The sequence below is a fragment of the Parvularcula oceani genome (genome assembly GCF_000733125.1).
Classification (GTDB): Bacteria; Pseudomonadota; Alphaproteobacteria; order Caulobacterales; family Parvularculaceae; genus Parvularcula; species Parvularcula oceani.
The window spans coordinates 57186-73209 of record NZ_JPHU01000016.1 but is presented as its reverse complement, the minus strand read 5'-3'; the positions used below and the strand labels follow the sequence as shown (position 1 = coordinate 73209).

The 16024-nt window shown below is 66.5% G+C and carries 15 protein-coding genes; 13 read left to right on the top strand and 2 right to left on the bottom strand.

Going from position 1 to position 16024, the window contains the following annotated elements; genetic code table 11:
* The first annotated feature begins 194 nt into the window (after positions 1–194).
* From IE88_RS0114575 to IE88_RS0114540, 7 genes are all read left to right on the top strand, one after another.
* The gene (locus IE88_RS0114575; protein ID WP_162178356.1) at positions 195–566 is read left to right on the top strand and encodes a SpoIIAA family protein; all 372 of its coding nucleotides are present in this window, start codon (positions 195–197) and stop codon (positions 564–566) included.
* A 24-nt stretch (positions 567–590) separates the two neighbouring features.
* On the top strand, positions 591–1499 hold the full coding sequence (locus IE88_RS0114570; protein ID WP_051882324.1) for a cation diffusion facilitator family transporter: 909 nt from the start codon (positions 591–593) through the stop codon (positions 1497–1499).
* On the top strand, positions 1499–2176 hold the full coding sequence (locus IE88_RS0114565; RefSeq protein ID WP_051882323.1) for a methyltransferase domain-containing protein: 678 nt from the start codon (positions 1499–1501) through the stop codon (positions 2174–2176). Before IE88_RS0114570 ends, IE88_RS0114565 begins: the two co-directional genes overlap by 1 nt.
* Positions 2173–3174 (top strand): hypothetical protein, encoded by a 1002-nt coding sequence (locus IE88_RS0114560; protein WP_031555864.1) that lies wholly within the window; start codon positions 2173–2175, stop codon positions 3172–3174. The genes IE88_RS0114565 and IE88_RS0114560 overlap by 4 nt, the downstream gene beginning before the upstream one ends.
* Positions 3175–3339: 165 nt before the next feature.
* Positions 3340–4014 (top strand): helix-turn-helix domain-containing protein, encoded by a 675-nt coding sequence (locus IE88_RS17590; RefSeq protein WP_051882322.1) that lies wholly within the window; start codon positions 3340–3342, stop codon positions 4012–4014.
* Positions 4015–4087: 73 nt separating this feature from the next.
* Entirely contained in the window at positions 4088–4963 is an 876-nt protein-coding gene (locus IE88_RS0114545; RefSeq protein WP_031555858.1) for a sterol desaturase family protein, read from the top strand.
* Between the two features lie 121 nt (positions 4964–5084).
* Entirely contained in the window at positions 5085–5876 is a 792-nt protein-coding gene (locus IE88_RS0114540; protein WP_031555856.1) for a cation efflux transmembrane domain-containing protein, read from the top strand.
* Positions 5877–5928: 52 nt separating this feature from the next.
* Here the strand turns inward: IE88_RS0114540 and IE88_RS0114535 are convergent, their stop codons facing one another.
* Complete coding sequence (locus IE88_RS0114535; protein ID WP_031555854.1) at positions 5929–6348, bottom strand: MerR family transcriptional regulator; 420 nt, start codon at positions 6346–6348, stop codon at positions 5929–5931.
* Between the two features lie 60 nt (positions 6349–6408).
* On the opposite strand from IE88_RS0114535, the gene IE88_RS16770 reads away from it, so the two are divergent.
* From IE88_RS16770 to IE88_RS0114500, 6 genes are all read left to right on the top strand, one after another.
* A complete protein-coding gene (locus tag IE88_RS16770) occupies positions 6409–6771 on the top strand; it encodes a mercuric transporter MerT family protein (protein ID WP_036767431.1) in 363 nt (120 codons plus the stop codon).
* 10 nt (positions 6772–6781) lie between these two features.
* Positions 6782–6991 carry a GDCCVxC domain-containing (seleno)protein gene (locus IE88_RS18280; RefSeq protein WP_031555848.1) on the top strand — a complete coding sequence of 70 codons (210 nt, stop codon included), beginning with the start codon at positions 6782–6784 and terminating at the stop codon, positions 6989–6991.
* The gene (locus IE88_RS0114520; protein WP_031555844.1) at positions 6984–8336 is read left to right on the top strand and encodes a dihydrolipoyl dehydrogenase family protein; all 1353 of its coding nucleotides are present in this window, start codon (positions 6984–6986) and stop codon (positions 8334–8336) included. The genes IE88_RS18280 and IE88_RS0114520 overlap by 8 nt, the downstream gene beginning before the upstream one ends.
* 304 nt (positions 8337–8640) lie before the next feature.
* Positions 8641–8970, top strand: coding sequence for a YnfA family protein (locus IE88_RS0114515; RefSeq protein ID WP_031555843.1), 330 nt, complete (start codon positions 8641–8643; stop codon positions 8968–8970).
* Positions 8971–9179: 209 nt separating this feature from the next.
* Positions 9180–12191, top strand: a complete 3012-nt coding sequence (mobF, locus tag IE88_RS0114510; RefSeq protein WP_031555842.1) for a MobF family relaxase — start codon at positions 9180–9182, stop codon at positions 12189–12191.
* Positions 12192–12587: 396 nt separating this feature from the next.
* Positions 12588–13013 (top strand): hypothetical protein, encoded by a 426-nt coding sequence (locus IE88_RS0114500; RefSeq protein WP_156032629.1) that lies wholly within the window; start codon positions 12588–12590, stop codon positions 13011–13013.
* A 3-nt stretch (positions 13014–13016) separates the two neighbouring features.
* Here IE88_RS0114500 and IE88_RS0114495 read toward each other — a convergent pair whose 3' ends face one another.
* Positions 13017–15941, bottom strand: coding sequence for a conjugal transfer protein TraG N-terminal domain-containing protein (locus tag IE88_RS0114495; RefSeq protein ID WP_031555833.1), 2925 nt, complete (start codon positions 15939–15941; stop codon positions 13017–13019).
* Positions 15942–16024 lie beyond the last annotated feature (83 nt).

The following is a 16024-nucleotide window of genomic DNA, read 5'->3' as shown; positions in this document are numbered from 1 at the left end:
GGCCGTCTTGGTTTCGGCGACGAGATCCGGGGGCAGCCCCGACTACGAGGAGGCGACGGTTTGAGGCCTTCCTCCATGATTCCTCGTCAGACTGTGCCGAGCTGCCGAGACCGGAGTCACAACTCGATCGGCTGTCAGTTCGCAGCCGATCAGAGAACCAATGGCAGCAGTGAATGTTCGGAGGGGGCGGCCGCGTGGAGCGTGAGATGTTTCAAGTCTTGAAGGCCGACCGCCGGGATGTTCTCGCCGTTCGCTTCGCGGGTAGCTTGGGGAAGGTGGATCTAGACCGGTTCACCGCCTGGCTCGAACGGGAAACCGAAGAACAGCCCGATGGGTCCCTATTGATCGTCATCGATGACTTCGACGGCTACCGTAGCTTCCAGGCTGCGATCGCGGACCTTAAAGCCGACCTCCGCTTCAAGGACCGGTTCACGAAGATCGCGGTGGTCGGAGACGCGGAGCGGGAACGAGTGATGACCGCGCTCGCGGACCCGTTCTCGAAGGCGTCTCTGCGCTACTATCCAGAAGAGCAGCAAGGCGCTGCTCTCGCCTGGCTTCGGTCCTGAACGAACGAGAAAAAGGAAGAGCCCATGGGCCAAGGTCATGATCACGGCGTCAGCGCCACGGCGAGCAACGAGAGGAAGATCGCCATCGCCGCCGTGCTGACCGGCAGCTTCATGTTGGCCGAGGTCTTCGGCGGCATAGTATCCGGCTCGCTCGCCCTCATCGCTGATGCCGGTCACATGCTGACCGACTTCGCCTCCCTCCTGCTCGCCTGGGGGGCGATCCGTCTCTCGCGGCGACCGGCGACCTGGAAGCGCAGCTACGGCTACGACCGCTTCTCGGTGCTCGCCGCCTTCGTGAACGGGCTGTCACTGTTCCTGATCGCGGCGTGGATCTTCTACGAGGCGGTCAAGCGGTTCCGCGAGCCCGTCGAGGTCTTGGGCGGGCTCATGTTCTGGGTCGCCGTCGCCGGGCTCGCGGTGAACATCGTCGCCTTCTGGATGCTGACCCGAGGCGAGGGCTCGAACCTCAACGTCCGCGCCGCCGCGCTGCACGTGCTGGGCGACCTCCTGGGCTCGGTCGGCGCGATCGTCGCCTCGATCGTCATCATGCTGACCGGCTGGATGCCGATCGACCCGATCCTCTCCGTCTTCGTCACGGCGCTGATCCTGAGAGCCGCTTACCGCGTGGTGAAGGAGAGCGCGAGCATCCTGCTCGAAGGCGCACCGGAGGGCTTGGAAGCCAAGAAGATCCGCGCCGCACTGATCGACGCCGTGCCCGGCGTGCGCGACGTGCGCCACATCCACGCTTGGTCGATCACTGAGGAACGCCCCATGCTCACGTTAGAGATCGCGGCGGCGCCGGGCACGGAGCACCGTGCCATGCGCGAGGCGGTGAAGGCGCTGCTGCACGAGCGCTTCGACGTCGATCACGTCACGGCGGAGATCGACGTCGCAGAAGGAGAGGGAGCCGGCACTCGGCTCAGCCCGGCCTGATGGGCATCCTCGATGCCGAAGAGGTCCAGCGGCTCTACGATCGTCGTGCAGGCCACTACGACGTTCTGACCTTGGCGTTCCACGCACTTGGATTCGGTCGCCATCAGGAGCAGCTGGTGGCGGAGCTGGGGCTGTCCGAAGGTGCGGTGGTGATCGATCTTTGCTGCGGCACCGGCGTGAACCTCGCGGAACTCTCGTCAGCCGTCGGGTCGCGAGGCACCGTCATCGGCGTGGACCTCTCCGAAGGAATGCTTGCTGAAGCGAAAGAGCGAGTGCGGGCAGCCGACCTCGCCAACGTTCGACTGGTTCAGGCCGACGTGCGGGACTATCAGCTTCCTGACGAGGCCGCGGCGGTGCTGTCCACCTTCGGCCTCGAGATGGTGCCTGCCTACGACGAGGTGATCGAACGCGCCGCGGAACGCCTACCGACGGACGCGCGCATCGGTCTTCTCGGCCTGAAGCATCCTGAGAGCTGGCCAGGCTGGCTCGTCGAAGCGGGCGTCGCCGCGACGAAGCCGTTCGGGGTCAGCAGGGACTACGAGGACTTCAAGCCTTGGGTCGCTGCAGACCGGCACTTCGAAAGGCGCTCGCTCCGTGAACACTTCGCGGGCGCGGCCTACAGCTACGTCGGCGAGAAGGCACGCAGCCCGACCTATCTCGAAGGTGGCGAACCATGATCGTTCTTTGGTTCGCCCTCCTCGGAGTCTCGCTCTGGGCAGCGCACTGGGGCGCGGAGCAGGCGGCAGCCGTCCTGAAGAAGGCACGCGCTCAGCTTCGCGTCTCCGCCGTCGCCGGGGGCGCCCTCGTGGGGCTGGCCTCGGCATCCCCCGAGGTCGGCATCAACCTGGTCAGCGCGATCCAGGGTGTCGGCGACATCGGGCTCGGTGTCGCCTTCGGCAGCAACGTCATCGCCATCCCCCTCATGGTGGCCACGGGCTACGTCGCAACGCGGAAGGAAAAGCTACGTGACCACGAGGGTCACGACCGGCACCGCGAGCAGAAGATGATCGCCGTCTCGGAGGAGGCGATCATCGTCCACGCCGTGCCCAACACCCTCGTCGTGCTTCTGGTCGGCCTCCTCGTCCTGCCCCCGCCCTGGCAGGGCCTTCAGCCGATCGACGCCGCGATCATCGGACCGGCCTACCTCGCCTACCTCGCCAACGCGGCGTTCCGGAACAGGCCGGACCGCGAGGATGTCTCCTGGGAACGCAAGGAGGTCATGCTCGCCGTCGCCGGCATCGTCGCGATCGCGGTCAGCACCTACCTCGCGGTGACGGCGACCGAGCGCATCGTCGAGGCGCTGGGCATCCCGCTCATCGTCGGCGGACTGCTCGTCACCGCGCCGGTCGCGACCCTGCCGGAGGTGTTCGCGACGTGGAAGGTCACGCGGCGCGGCGAGGTGGACGCGGGCATCACCAGCACGCTCGGCGACAACACGGTGACGATGACCCTCGCTCTCGTCCCGCCGGCTCTCGTCGGGCTCAGCTTGCAGGACGTACCGCTGACCGCCCTTTCCGTCGTCTTCGCCGCGTTCATGCCGGCCTACTACGCGGTCGCCATCAAGCGGACGAAGAACGCGACCGGCACGGCAGGGTTCAGGCGGGGGCAGCTTTGGGTCTTCGGAGGCGCAGTGGTCATGTACCTCGCCGCGGCGCTGTTCCTGGGGCTTCGCTAGCGGCGGTAGGGAAGACGACCTTTGAGGTGCCCGGCATGGATTGTCCCTCGGAGGAGCAGGCGACTCGCATGCGTCCGGCGGACGTAGCCATGCCCCTCCTCTTGCGGTCCGCCGCCTATCGCTTGTGAAGCGTCTCACCGATGATCCCCTTACGGAGGACCTAGAATGAGAGGACGGCATGGATCATACGCCGCCTGGACGGGGACGTTCGAGATCGGCGACGGCTGGGCCGCCTACGTCGGTCCCGTCGGCGATAGCCACGCCCACGCGCATGCCGCGGTGCAGCTCGTGTTCCCGGACCTCGCGAGCGGCGAGCCCCCCTACGGCATCCGGCCTCTTGTGACGCACCGCTTGGATGTGTCTGCCTCCTGCCAGCTCGTCTGGCTGGCGGCGTGGTCGAAGGCGGGGCGTACTATGTCGCGCATGGCTGACGCTGACGATTGCTTCGCCCTGCCTCCGGACGCAGGGTTCCCACCGCTGGGTGGGGTCGCGAGCTGGGTCACGGCTCTCGGCGAGAGCGCGGGGGAGGCCCGACCTGACGAGCGGCTGACAGTCGCGATGGCGGCCCTCGACGACGGCTCGACCGTCGCCGAGGCGGCGAAGACTTGCGACCTCTCCCCCCAGCGCCTGCGCGCGCTCGCCCGTCAGCAGCTCGGCATTCCGCTCACGAGCTATGTCGCATGGCGGCGACTCGAGTGTGCAGCCGGCGCGATGAGCGAGCGTGCCAGCATCGCCGAGGCGGCAGCGCGGGCGGGCTTCGCCGACCAGGCGCACCTGACGCGGACCATGCGGCGGACCTTCGGCGTGACGCCCGGCATGGCGCTCGCTGTCCTGCGCTGAGAGGCGAGCGATCCGTTCAAGACCGGTCGGCGGGGCGTCGCCAGCTACGAACCACGTCTTCGTCGGAGGTCCCATGCCCGCTCTTCGCTTCCTCGTCCGCTACGCCTACGCGCCCCTCTTCCTCGTCGGCTTCATCGCTGCCGCCCTCGCGATCGTCGCCGGCGGCGGCGGCAAGCTCGTCCTGCTGCCCTTGCTGCTCGTCGCCGTTGGCGTCGCCTTCCTCGCCGAGCGCATCCTTCCCTACGAGCTCGCTTGGAACGAGGCCCGTGGCGATGCGGGGCGCGACTGGCTGCACGCAGTCGTCAACGAGGCGTCGATCTTCGCCGGCATCGCGGCGATCCCGCTCCTCGCCGCCGTCGTGCCCGGGCTCGGGATCTGGCCTACGGGCTGGCCCCTCTGGGCGCAGCTCGTCGTCGCGATCCTCGTCGTCGACCTCGGCATCACCCTCGCACACTGGGCTAGTCACAAGCTCGGCTGGCTCTGGCGCTTCCACGCTGTGCACCACTCGGTCGGTCGCATGTACGGCTTCAACGGCTTGATGAAGCACCCGATCCACCAGGCGATCGAGCTGTCGGCAGGCACCGCACCGCTGCTTCTCGCCGGCATGACTGTCGAGGCCGGCGCGCTCCTTGCCTTCGCCGTCGCGATCCAGCTCCTACTGCAGCACTCCAACGCCGACTATCGCGTCGGGCCCTTCGTCTACCTCTGGGCCGTCGCGCCGGGGCACCGGCACCACCACCTCGCCTCGAAGACTGATGGCGACGTCAACTTCGGCCTGTTCACCATGCTTTGGGACCATGCGCTTGGCACGTTCGAGGTGGCGCGTCCCCAGCCGCTAGACGGGGAGATAGGCGTGGCAGGACGACCGGATTACCCGGTCCGCTACGGTGCCCAGCTGATCGAACCCTTCCGGCGGCAGGACCGGCACCTCGTTGAACCTAGCGGATAGCCGCTGGAGCACAGCGCCGCAGATTAAACCGAAAGTCTTGAGCTGACCTGCAACGTTTCGTGTTCGGTGGCTTGTTGAGCGTCTACCAATCGAACGCGCTGTTTCTGGGGCTGAGCTGACCATGCCGAACAAGACCACCTTCGCCGTGCCCGGCATGGACTGCCCGTCCGAGGAGCAGGCGATCCGGATGCGCCTCGCGGACGAAACGAGTGTCCAGCAGCTTCGCTTCGACCTCGATGCGCGGCAGGTGGAGATCTGGCACGAAGGCGAGGCTGGTCCGGTGGTCGCCGCGATGCAGACGCTCGGCATGGGCGCCCGTGCCGTCGGCGGGACCGAGTCCGAGGCGGCTCTGCCCGAAACGGAGGAGGCGAGACAGCGGGGACCGCTCGCCATCGCGCTCGGCATCAACGCGGCCTTCTTCGTCGGCGAGCTGACGGCGGGCCTGATCGCCAGCTCGATGGGCTTGGTCGCGGACTCTCTCGACATGCTCGCCGACGCGCTCGTCTACGCCTTGAGCCTCGCCGCCGTGGGCAGCACGGCCCTGCGCAAGAAGCAGCTCGCCCGGTCGAGCGGCTACCTGCAGCTCGGCCTCGCGCTGTTCGGTCTCATCGAGGTCGTCCGCCGCTTCGTCATGGGGGACGATCTGCCAGGCGTGACCGTGATGATCGTCGTCGCGACCCTCGCCCTCGTCGGCAACGTCGTGACCCTCCTCATCCTCAGGAAAGCCGGGCGCGGCGAGGCGCACGTCGAAGCGAGCTGGATCTTCACGTCTAACGACATCAAGGTGAACGGCCTCGTCATCGCGTCGGCGCTCGTCGTCTGGGCGACGGGCGCGGCCTGGCCGGACCTGCTCGCAGGCGCCTTTATCTTCGCCATCGTCGCGAACGGGGCACGGCGCATCTTGAAGCTGTGACGGTGGGTTCGAACGAAGGCACGAAACGACCCTGACTGACCCGCCCGTGCAGTTAGTTCCGGGCGCCTACGGCCGGCTTCGAACTCAGCGCGTCGATGACAGGACAATCCGGTGTGTCCCCAAGCGCGCAAGCGTCGGCGGCGCCCGCGAGCGTCCGTTCCAGCGCCCGCAAGTCCTCGATGCGCTGCCGAACGCTGTCGAGGTGGCGAACGGCGACCTCGTGGACCTCGGCACACGACGGTGGGCCATCCTCGAGGCCGAGCAGGGAACGCACGTCCTCCAAGGGGAAGCCGAGCTCGCGGCCGCGCTTGATGAACCGCAGGCGGGCGACATGCGCCGGGCCGTAGCGGCGATGCCCGCTCTGGGTACGGTCTGGCTTCGGCATGATCCCGATCCGCTCGTAGTAGCGGATGGTCTCCACCTTTACGTTAGTCCGCTCAGCAAGGCGTCCGATGGGTAGGCCGTCCTGCATGCCCGCCTCCGTCAGATGGGGGTTGAACCTGTAGTCGCTTCAGGTCGTACAAGCGATGGGATGGAAACGACAGATCCCGAAAGAAGCGACCGAAGCGCAGGCGGCGCGGCAGCGTCCAGCGGCATCTTGGCCGGCGTCCTGGCTGCTGTCGGAGCGTCGTGTTGCGTGCTGCCGCTGGTGTTGATCCAGCTCGGCGTCGGCGCTGCGCTCGCTGGAAGCCTGACCGTGCTCGCGCCGCTCCGGCCTTGGTTCCTGCTCGCGGCAGTCGGCCTGCTCGGTTGGGCCGCGCTCCGCGCGTTCCGAGGCGGGCGGCCTAAGATGCGCGTCATCGTCCTTCTGACGCTCGGCACCGCCGTACTTGCCGCCGCCCTCATCCTTCCCGCCTTCGAGCGCGACCTTCTGCGATGGGCCCAGACCCTGTGACCGAGACCCTATGACCGACATCAAGCTGACCTCGACGCTGACCTGCCCGTCCTGCGGGCATGAGAGCACGGACGAGATGCCGACCGACGCCTGTCAGTTCTTCTACGACTGCAAGGGCTGCGGGGTGGTCCTACGCCCGAACAAAGGTGATTGCTGCGTCTACTGCTCGTTCGGCGATACCCCGTGCCCCCCGATCCAAGAAGGAAGCTGTTGTGCCTGAGAAGTTCGATCTCGTCGTCATCGGCGTCGGCATGGCGGGCCTGAACGCCGCGAAGAAGTGCGCCAATGGCGGGCTGTCCGTCGCCGTCGTTGACGAGCGCCCCTACGGCGGCACCTGCGCGCTGCGGGGGTGCGACCCGAAGAAGATGTTGCGACGCGCGGCGGAGGTCGTGGAGGCGGCGCGCCTGATGGGCGGCAAAGGCGTCGGCGATACCCCTCGCATCGAATGGGCGGACCTCATGGCGCACAAACGCTCCTTCACCGATCCCGTGCCGGGCAAGATGGAGTCCGCCCTGGACGAGGCGGGCGTCATCACGCTGCACGGAACGGCTCGGTTCATAGGGCCCACGGCCTTGCGGATCGCCGAACGAGAGGTCGAAGCCGGGAAGGTCCTGATCGCGACCGGGCAGCGACCTCGGTCTCTCGACGTTCCCGGCGCCGAACACCTGACGGACTCGACGGAGTTCTTGGAGCTAGAAGAGCTGCCTCGCCGCATCCTCTTCGTCGGCGGCGGCTACGTCTCGATGGAGTTCGCCCACATCGCCGCGCGAGCCGGGGCGTCCGTCACCGTCGCGGATCGGGGCCAGCGACCGCTAAAGGCGTTCGATCCGGACCTCGTGCATCGCCTCGTGGAAAGCTCGAAGAAGGCAGGCATCGACTTTGTCTTCGGCGCGTCGCTCGCGAAGATTGAACGGCGCGGTGGCAGTCTCTTCGCAACTTTGGACTGGGACGAAGGGAGCATCGAGATCGAGGCCGACCTGGTCGTCAACGGCGCGGGACGCGTGCCGGAGATCGGACATCTGAACTTGGAAGCGGCGAACGTCGCGCACGCGGATAGCGGCATCACGGTCACCGAGCACCTGCGTTCGACGACGAACCAAAAATTCTACGCCGCCGGGGACTGCGCCGCGACGGGCGGCCCGCCGCTCACCCCCGTCGCCGTGCACGAGGGCGCGGTCGCCGCGTCGAACATCCTGAAGGGCGATCACCGCACGCCGGACTACGCAGGCGTGCCGAGCGTGGCCTTCACCCTGCCGGAGATCGTGCGGATCGGTGTCTCGGAAGAGGACGCACGGAGGTCAGGGCGCGACGTGAACGTCCGCTTCAACGAGACGTCCGGCTGGTACTCGAACCAGAGGATCGGCGCGAAGGTCGGCGCGACGAAGTTGATCGTCGACAAGGCGACGGACGAGCTACTCGGCGTTCACTTGCTGGGCTACGGACAGGCCGAGGTCGCGAACCTCTTCGGTCTGGCGATGCGGTCGGGACTGAAGGCCACGGACCTTCAGCGCATGCAGAGCGCCTACCCGACCCACGGCTCGGACCTCAGCTCGATGCTATCGTGATCCCGAGCGTAGCCGCTCTAGATGGGCTGCTTTGAGCTGTGTGAACTCGGTAGGCCCGTCTTGTGCGATCGGCCGCCCGGCCGATGCTGGCGAAAGGGAGCGGCGCCGAGTATCTATCCGGGCTCGAACATAGTAGCATGCCGCGCTGGCGCGCAAAGGTCATCGGACGGACCTTCACCGTTGCTCGTCGCATGGCCCGCCCCCTAGCGCATCCGTGAACGCGGGGCCGCCGGACCAGTGAGGCCGGTCCATCCGCCAGCGGGCATATCCCCGAGCCTCGAACGCTGACGACTAAAGGAACGTAGTGACGACAATCGCTGCCTATATCGGTGCGGCAATCGCCGAGATCGCGGGATGCTTCGCGTTCTGGGCGTGGCTCCGCCTCGACAAGCCGGCTTGGTGGATTCTGCCGGGTCTCGCGTCACTCGCTCTGTTTGCTTACCTGCTTACGTTGGTCGACAGCGCCGCTGCCGGACGAGCTTATGCCGCATATGGTGGCGTTTACATCGCGAGTTCGATGGTTTGGTTACGCCTCGTCGAGGGTGTGAAGCTGGACCGGTGGGACATCATTGGGGTTGGTGTCTGCCTGCTGGGCGCTGCGATCATCATCGTTGCGCCGCGAACGCCTGCCTGATCCCCATTTATTCGCTAGCCCAGCAAGCGGAAGACCACTAAAATATATCTGCGCACTCTTCTAAGGGTGGCAGAGGTCGGCGAAGACGTTGGTTCCGTGGAGAGCCTCGATCCGAGACATTACCTGCATCTGCCTAGTTCGCCTTTCGAGGGACGGCAGTGTAAGTTGAAGACGCTTTTCGACGGAATGGTCGGCCGCAAGGTCCGTCCATGGTCGCTTCGATCTCGACCGTCAGCTCCGCTTCGGCGGCGAAGAGCTACTACGGTAAGGACAACTACTACGCCAAAGGCAAGGACGCCCCAGAGCCGAGCCAATGGTTTGGGAAGGGCGCGGCGGGCCTGGATCTGCGCGGCGGCGTCGATCCCGACACCTTCGAGCGTGTGCTCTCCGGCGACACCCTGAACGGCCGCCGCATCGGGCAACGACCGGGCGAGACGCCGGAGCAGACGGCAAGGCGTAACCACCGGCCAGGCTTCGACCTCACCTTCTCGCCGCCCAAGGACGTCTCCCTCCTCCTCTATCTCGGCGGCGACAAACGGATCCTCAACGCTCACCGCACCGCGGTCGACCGCACCCTCAAATGGGCCGAGCGCAACCTCGCTGGCACTAGGATCAGGCCGGACCTGCCAAACGGCAAGAAGGGAGAGCCCGAGCCGGTGAAGACCGGCAACCTCGTGGCGGCGAAGTTCGAGCACGACATCTCCCGGGACAAGGATCCGCAGCTCCACACGCACTGCGTCGTCGCCAACATGACTAAGGATGCAGGCGGCACCTGGCGGGCGCTCCGCAATGACCCCTTCTTCCGCCACCGGAAGACCCTGAGCCTCGCCTACGACGCCGAGATGCGCGAGGCGCTGCGCGGTCTCGGCTACAAGGTCACTCTGACCGACGGCAAGGCGGGCAGCTACCAGGTGGACGGCGTGCCTGAGGCAGCGCGGGAAGAGTTCTCGAAGGGCCGCGCTCGGATCGACCGCGCCGCCGAGACCCTGGACAACCCGACGCCGAAGGCCCGCGATGTCCTCGCGGTGACAACCCGGCCCTCAAAAACCACTATGAGCCAGGACGATCGGCAGGCCTCCTGGGAAGCGCGCGGCGCCTCGTGGAAGGACCAACTCGAAGGGACCGCTGCCGAAGCGCAGCTGCGCCAGGAGGCAGGACGCCTGCAGCAGTCCCTGGACGGTGAGCGGGTCCGGCGAGATGGCTTCGGGGGCGTGATTACCCGCTTCGCCCAGAACCGTTTCCGACCGACCCGGACACTGCGGCTCGAGGAAAACGACCCCTACCGGATGGAACGGGCAGGCTCCGAACGGGAGTACGCGGCACGGTCCGCCGCGAGCGTCGCTCTCAGGAAGCTTGAGGAGCGCGAAGCCGCCTTCTCCCTCCACCACGTCCGCCGCGCGGCGCTGGAGCACGGCGCCGACGGGCTCACCATAGCCGACGTCGACAAGGAACTGCGGCTCCTCCGCCGCTCCGGCAAGGTGATGGTCAAGGCGAACGATCCCGATGGCCTCGCCACCACGCGGCGCAGCGTAAGCCACGAGAAGCGCACGCTCGCGCTGGTGGAGGACGCCGGGAAGACCGGTCCCCTACTCTCCGCCGAACGCGTGCGATTTTCGCTCGCTTCGACCAACCTCACGCCAGGGCAGAAGACCGCCGCGGAAACGATCTTGTCGGGCGAGAATCGCCTCGTCGGCGTCCAGGGTTACGCTGGGACCGGCAAGACCACGATGATGCGGCACACCAAGGAGCTGGCAGCGGATCTGAAGCCCGCCGCTGCGAAGGCCGGCTACAACGTCGTCGGCCTCGCCCCGACCCACGCGGCGCGGCGGGAACTCGAGGAAAGCCTCGGCATCGAAGCGCAAACGGTAGCGGGTTTCCTGAGGGGGCGAGACAACGGCGGACGAGACGGCGACCTCTCGCGCAGCGTCGTCATCATCGACGAGAGCTCCTTCCTCTCCACCCGGATGATGAACCGCCTCCTTGGTAAGCTCCTGGGCCACCAGGCGGCGCGGATCGTGCTCGCTGGCGACCGGCGTCAGCACGGTGCGGTCGAGGCGGGTCGGCCCTTCGCCCAGGCTCAGGATGCCGGGATGACGACGGCTGTCATGAAGGACGTGGTCCGCCTGCCGAAGGACGCCGCCTATGATGATCGGCGTTACGCAGTGATCGAGGCGGGGACCGGCAAGGTCGCCCAGGCGATGAAGCGCATGGAAGGCAACATCGCCGAGCGGCCCGACGGTGATCTCGCGCAAGGCGCTCTCGAAGCCTGGCAGACGCTTCCGAAAGAGCGGCAGACTGACGCCATGATAGTCACGCCGGGTCACCGCTGGCGAAACGCGATCAATAACAAGGTCCGGGGGGTGATGATCGCGGACGGTAGGCTTGGTGCGGAGGCGACCGCCCTGCCCGTCCTTGAGAGCAAGGGTATGACGAAGGCGGAAGCCGCTAGCCCGCGGAGCTACGAAGCGGGCGACGTCCTCTCCTTCCACGGGCGGCTCGACGCGGTGAACGCGAAGGCAGGAACGGCAAGAACTGTAGTCTCAGTCGACGAGGAGCATGGGCTCGTCACGCTTCGGAACTCGAAGGGTGGCCTCTACACGGTGAAGGCGAGCGACCTCGCCGGACGCTTCGACAGCCCCGCCTTCTCACTCGGACGCCATAAAAACCTCGAATTGCGGGAAGGCGACCGCCTCGTGTTCACGCGGACCGTCCGAGAAGCCGAGGTGACAGCGCAGCAGCCAGCGCAGGTCCTGCGTTTCGATGAGGAGACCGTCACGCTCCGCACGCCTGACGGCGAGCGGCGCTTCGCCCGAGACGATCTCGCCCTCACCTCGCTGACCCACGCCTACGCGATTACCTCACACGCGGCGCAGGGCCGGACCGCGCCCGACGTGATCGCGGTCATCGACGCGCGGGAGAAGTCCCTCTCCTCTCAGCCCAGCTTCTACGTCGGCATCAGCCGGTCCGCCGACACGCTGACGGTCGTTACCGACGACAGAGCCAAGACGACGTCTGCCCTACAGCGCAACGCCGGGATCAAGACGTCGGCGATCGACGCGACGAGGGACATCGACGAAGTCACCGGTCTCGATCGACCCGCGATGGGGGCGGAGCCGGTTGGTGAGCCAACTCGGGCGAGCAAAACGGAAAATGCTGTCACCCCGCGAGGCGCGCTTGAGCACGATCGGGACCTCGGTCGGGACCAGGACATCGGCCTGTAACGGACGGCCCATGCTTAACCGTTCGTTTCGAAGCGAGGTTCGATCAGACGAGCGAGCGCAACGCCCTCCTAAGGCGCCTTTCGACAAGATGAAAGCGAGCCCTGCCACAGGAGGGGAGCATGAGCTCGTCGACAGAAATCTTGCCGAGAAATGCGGAGGAGTTTCAGCGCCACCATGGTCAGTGGCTACGGCTGCTTCAACCGAAGGGGTTCTGCCTCGTACCGGGCAAGATCTACGGTGAGACTGCAAAGCAGTACCGCGTCGCAGTCCTCGTGGACGACACAGTCCTGACGCGCCGCTACGCGAAGTCCGACCTCGCGCATGTCGAGCCCTGCAAGTACTGCCCGCCGAGCCGCCTCGGGTGAAATGTCCGGCCGCTTGTGGTACTCTCTCGCCATGGCTCAGAACGACCATAGCTCTACCGGCAACCGCCGAGATTTCGATCCCGTCCTGCAGGATCAGGTCGAGACGTCCCTGCATGGCGTTTACCGGTTCAACGCCGCGACGGCGAAGTACACCGTCGTGTGGATTTGGCTGATGCGTGTTCTAGCGATTGGAACTGGCGTCGCGGCCTTGGTGTCGCTCCTAGGTGGTGTCCTTCTTGTCGCCACACGGACCAACATCTATCTGGTTCCATTAGATGGACACGGCAGCCGGCATTTGGTCAATATGTTTGCTGGTGATTGGATGCTGTACTTCGGCGCAGCGGCAGCCTTGGCTATCGGCCATTTTTTCTTCTCCCTAATGACGAGGAGCATGAAGTTGGTGCACCAAGTATCGATGGAAAACGCTGCGCAGTTTAACGCGGGTCACGAGGCTTGAATTTCACTGAGTTTCTAGGCGATCCGCGCCGGTTTGGTAGTGGTCATCATTCGCGAGAGGCTGCTCGTCAGGCATCCGATCCTCAGTCCTTCGTTGCCAGTCACCGTTCGCGGGTGCTCCACCGATACCCGGAAGTCGTTTCGCCTTTCGCCAAATCTCACCGTGCTTTTCAGGCATCTCATCGGGCTCTGACCTTGCGAACGCATCCCACTCAGCATCGCGCCCGTCCTGCACCCGCGCCTGCACGGTGAACTTCCGCAGCTGCGCCAACTCCTCCGCGTTCCCCGTGCTCTTCGCGACGGCGACCTCGTGGCGGTTGCCCGTCCAGGCCTGCGTACCCTCGATCTGCTCGTGCCGCCCTCCGTCAAAGGCAACGCCTTCCGACAACGCTTCGGCACGCTGCTGGTAGCCGTCGCCCACTGTCTGGACCTGCGCGAACCCATCCGGCCCTACTTCCGGCGCCGTCGGCCGCCGGAACCCATCGAGCCCAGGCGTCTCCAGAAGCTCGCTCGCCTGCGCACCGATGAACTCCCGCGCCTCAGCCTCGACCCACATCCGGTCGGCGAGCTCGCCCGAGGTCCAGCGACGTGCCGCCTCGTTCATGCCGACGGCATGCCCGTCGCCGCGGTCCTGCCCGGCCATGTGGGCGAGGAAGGCGTTGTCCCAGTTGGCTGTGAAGCCCGAGCCCTCGCGGGTGACCTGGCTCGCAAGCTCGCGGGCCGCGTCGTGGCGGGCCTGGTAGCTCTCGAGGTCACGGGAGGCGGTGCGGCTCTCCTGCAGGTTCGCGGCGAAGGCCTTGCGCCAAGAGTGGTTCTCGCCGCCCGACTCCGAGGCGCTGGCCCGGTCGAAGGTCGCGACCACGTCGTCGAATGTCTCCTGCGTGCCGTCGGTGCGGGAGGCATCCCGCGCCGCCTCGTAGATCTCGCTGGCCCGTGCCTGCCACGCGGCATGCGCCCTCGCCCCGCCTTCGATGTTGGCCTTCGGCCCGATGAAGGGGATCTCGGCTTTGGCGCCGACAGACGCCGCCACATAGGCCTGCATCGCGAACTCCCGCTCCCTCCCCTCCGAGTGACGTTCGGCGAAGCGGCTCGCGTTCTGGACCAGCTTGTTGACGGACTCGGACTGACGGGTGTCGAGGCTGTAGCCGGACGTCTCCTCGATGCTGCGGCCTTGGCTCACCTGCCAGGTGAGGTCGGAGATGTCGTGGGCGAGCGCGGTGCGCGACTCCGACGAGCGCTGCGCGGCCGCGTCGCGGCGTTCGAGCGACCAGCTGGCTTCGGACTGGAGCGCCGTCTGCAGACCGCCTTGGTAGTCGACATGGGTGCCACCGCGGGAGATCGCGCCCATGCCGTCATAGATCCGCGCGCCTGATGCCGCAGCGCGCATGCGTCCGCCTTCAGGCGTGTTCCAGCTCCCTTCACCTGTATCGACGAAGCTCGATGTCGCGGTGCGGTTGCCGTCGACCGAGGCGAAGCGGTGCGTGTCGAAGGACGTGTTCCCCAGGCTGACGTTCCCGGTCGAGACCTCCCGCGCCGCGCCTTGCGCCGCAGTCTGCGCCGGATGCAGGAAGGACTGCGAGAGCCCGGTGAAGGCCATGGCGCCGCGGCCAAGCGCCGCGGCGGCGAAGGGCACCATCAGGGTCATGTAACCAGCGATCATGGCAATGTCAGCGTGCACGGCCTCGATCCCGGTCTGGGTGACGAGCGTGATCGCCTCGCCGGAGGTCGGGGTGTAGGCAGCGCCGAGGGATCGCGAGCCCGCCGTGCCCATCATGATGCGGTGCAGGATGACGTAGATCGGCCCCCAGGCCATGAGCGTCACGAAGCCGCCCGTGTAGCCGCGCAGGAGCCGCATGCCGCTCTCAGGGAGCAAGAAGAGCGGGAAGAGGATCGGGAACAGGCCGTAGAAGAGCGCCTCGGCGACGGTGCGGAAGAGCGGCACGAAGCGCTCGGCGAGCCGCGAGCCCTGCCCTATGGCGTGGTTCATCTCGGACTCCATCCGCGCCTGGCCGTAGGCGTCCAGGAGCGCGTCGGCGCCAAGCTCCGCGCCTTGGTCGCGCACGGCCTTGTCGATCATGTTGGCGATGGTGACCTGACGGATCTGGTCCGAGGCCGCGCGCGCGGATCCGAGGAAGAAGTCGTGAGCTTCCGCTAGGTTGCCAAGGACCAGCGCCTGGGCGGCCGCCTCGGTCAGCTCGGGCGCAATCTGCTTGCCATAGATCTGCGCGACGCGGTTCACCTCTGCCGTCCACTGCGCGTCGAGGTCGATCGCTGCCTGGTCGCAGGACTTCACCACCGTCGCGCCGCCGCCGTTCACCCACTCGTAGAACCGCGCTGGGTTCGGCGGGTAGGTCACGGTCAGCATGGCCCAGAGGTCGCCGGTCTCGCGCAGCTCCGTCACCGAGTAGCGGTGCTCCAGGAGGTCGTAGAAGACGCAAGTGCGGATGAAGCCCGAGAGGTTCTCGGCGAAGACGGCGTCGGTGACCTGGAAGGACATCGCGTCCTTGAAGATCTTCGAGCCGTAGATGAAGCCGTTCTCTTGGTACTCGAGGTCCGTCGGCAGGCTGAACGTGTCCTCCGTCAACTCGGTGAACTTGTCGCCCACGGTCGTGGTGAAGCTCGCGATCAGGGCGAGACCGATGGGCACACCTCCGACGTTCGCGCCTGGGAGCCCCAGATCGAAACGGTCGACGATCTGCACGTCCGTCTTCGGCACCAGGAGGCAGAGGTAGATGAGGAGCGTCGCCACGAACCATCGGATCGTGGTCATGAAGTTCATGGAGAAGGCGGTGAGGAAGAGCGCGTAGAGGAGGCCGAGGAGGAGCGAGAGCCTAATCGCCGAGGCGAAGGCGCCGAGGCCGACGAGCGCCGCGACAGCGTTGAACATGTCGCGGATGAACTCGCCGCCCCCGTAAGTGATGACCTCCATCACGACCTCGCAAACGAAAACGCCGGATGGCGAGACGAATGACAGGAGCCGGCACGCGCAGAAGCGGAGCGTACTTTAAGTAC

Excerpts from the sequence above, each read along its gene's own strand:
- IE88_RS18280 (WP_031555848.1), top strand. The coding sequence starts at position 6,782 with ATGACCGACATCAAGCTGACCTCGACGCTGACCTGCCCGTCCTGCGGG.
- IE88_RS0114565 (WP_051882323.1), top strand. The coding sequence starts at position 1,499 with ATGGGCATCCTCGATGCCGAAGAGGTCCAGCGGCTCTACGATCGTCGT.
- IE88_RS16770 (WP_036767431.1), top strand. The coding sequence starts at position 6,409 with ATGGAAACGACAGATCCCGAAAGAAGCGACCGAAGCGCAGGCGGCGCG.
- IE88_RS0114495 (WP_031555833.1), bottom strand. The coding sequence starts at position 15,941 with ATGGAGGTCATCACTTACGGGGGCGGCGAGTTCATCCGCGACATGTTC.
- IE88_RS0114540 (WP_031555856.1), top strand. The coding sequence starts at position 5,085 with ATGCCGAACAAGACCACCTTCGCCGTGCCCGGCATGGACTGCCCGTCC.
- IE88_RS17590 (WP_051882322.1), top strand. The coding sequence starts at position 3,340 with ATGAGAGGACGGCATGGATCATACGCCGCCTGGACGGGGACGTTCGAG.
- IE88_RS0114545 (WP_031555858.1), top strand. The coding sequence starts at position 4,088 with ATGCCCGCTCTTCGCTTCCTCGTCCGCTACGCCTACGCGCCCCTCTTC.
- IE88_RS0114500 (WP_156032629.1), top strand. The coding sequence starts at position 12,588 with ATGGCTCAGAACGACCATAGCTCTACCGGCAACCGCCGAGATTTCGAT.
- IE88_RS0114570 (WP_051882324.1), top strand. The coding sequence starts at position 591 with ATGGGCCAAGGTCATGATCACGGCGTCAGCGCCACGGCGAGCAACGAG.
- IE88_RS0114560 (WP_031555864.1), top strand. The coding sequence starts at position 2,173 with ATGATCGTTCTTTGGTTCGCCCTCCTCGGAGTCTCGCTCTGGGCAGCG.
- mobF (WP_031555842.1), top strand. The coding sequence starts at position 9,180 with ATGGTCGCTTCGATCTCGACCGTCAGCTCCGCTTCGGCGGCGAAGAGC.
- IE88_RS0114535 (WP_031555854.1), bottom strand. The coding sequence starts at position 6,348 with ATGCAGGACGGCCTACCCATCGGACGCCTTGCTGAGCGGACTAACGTA.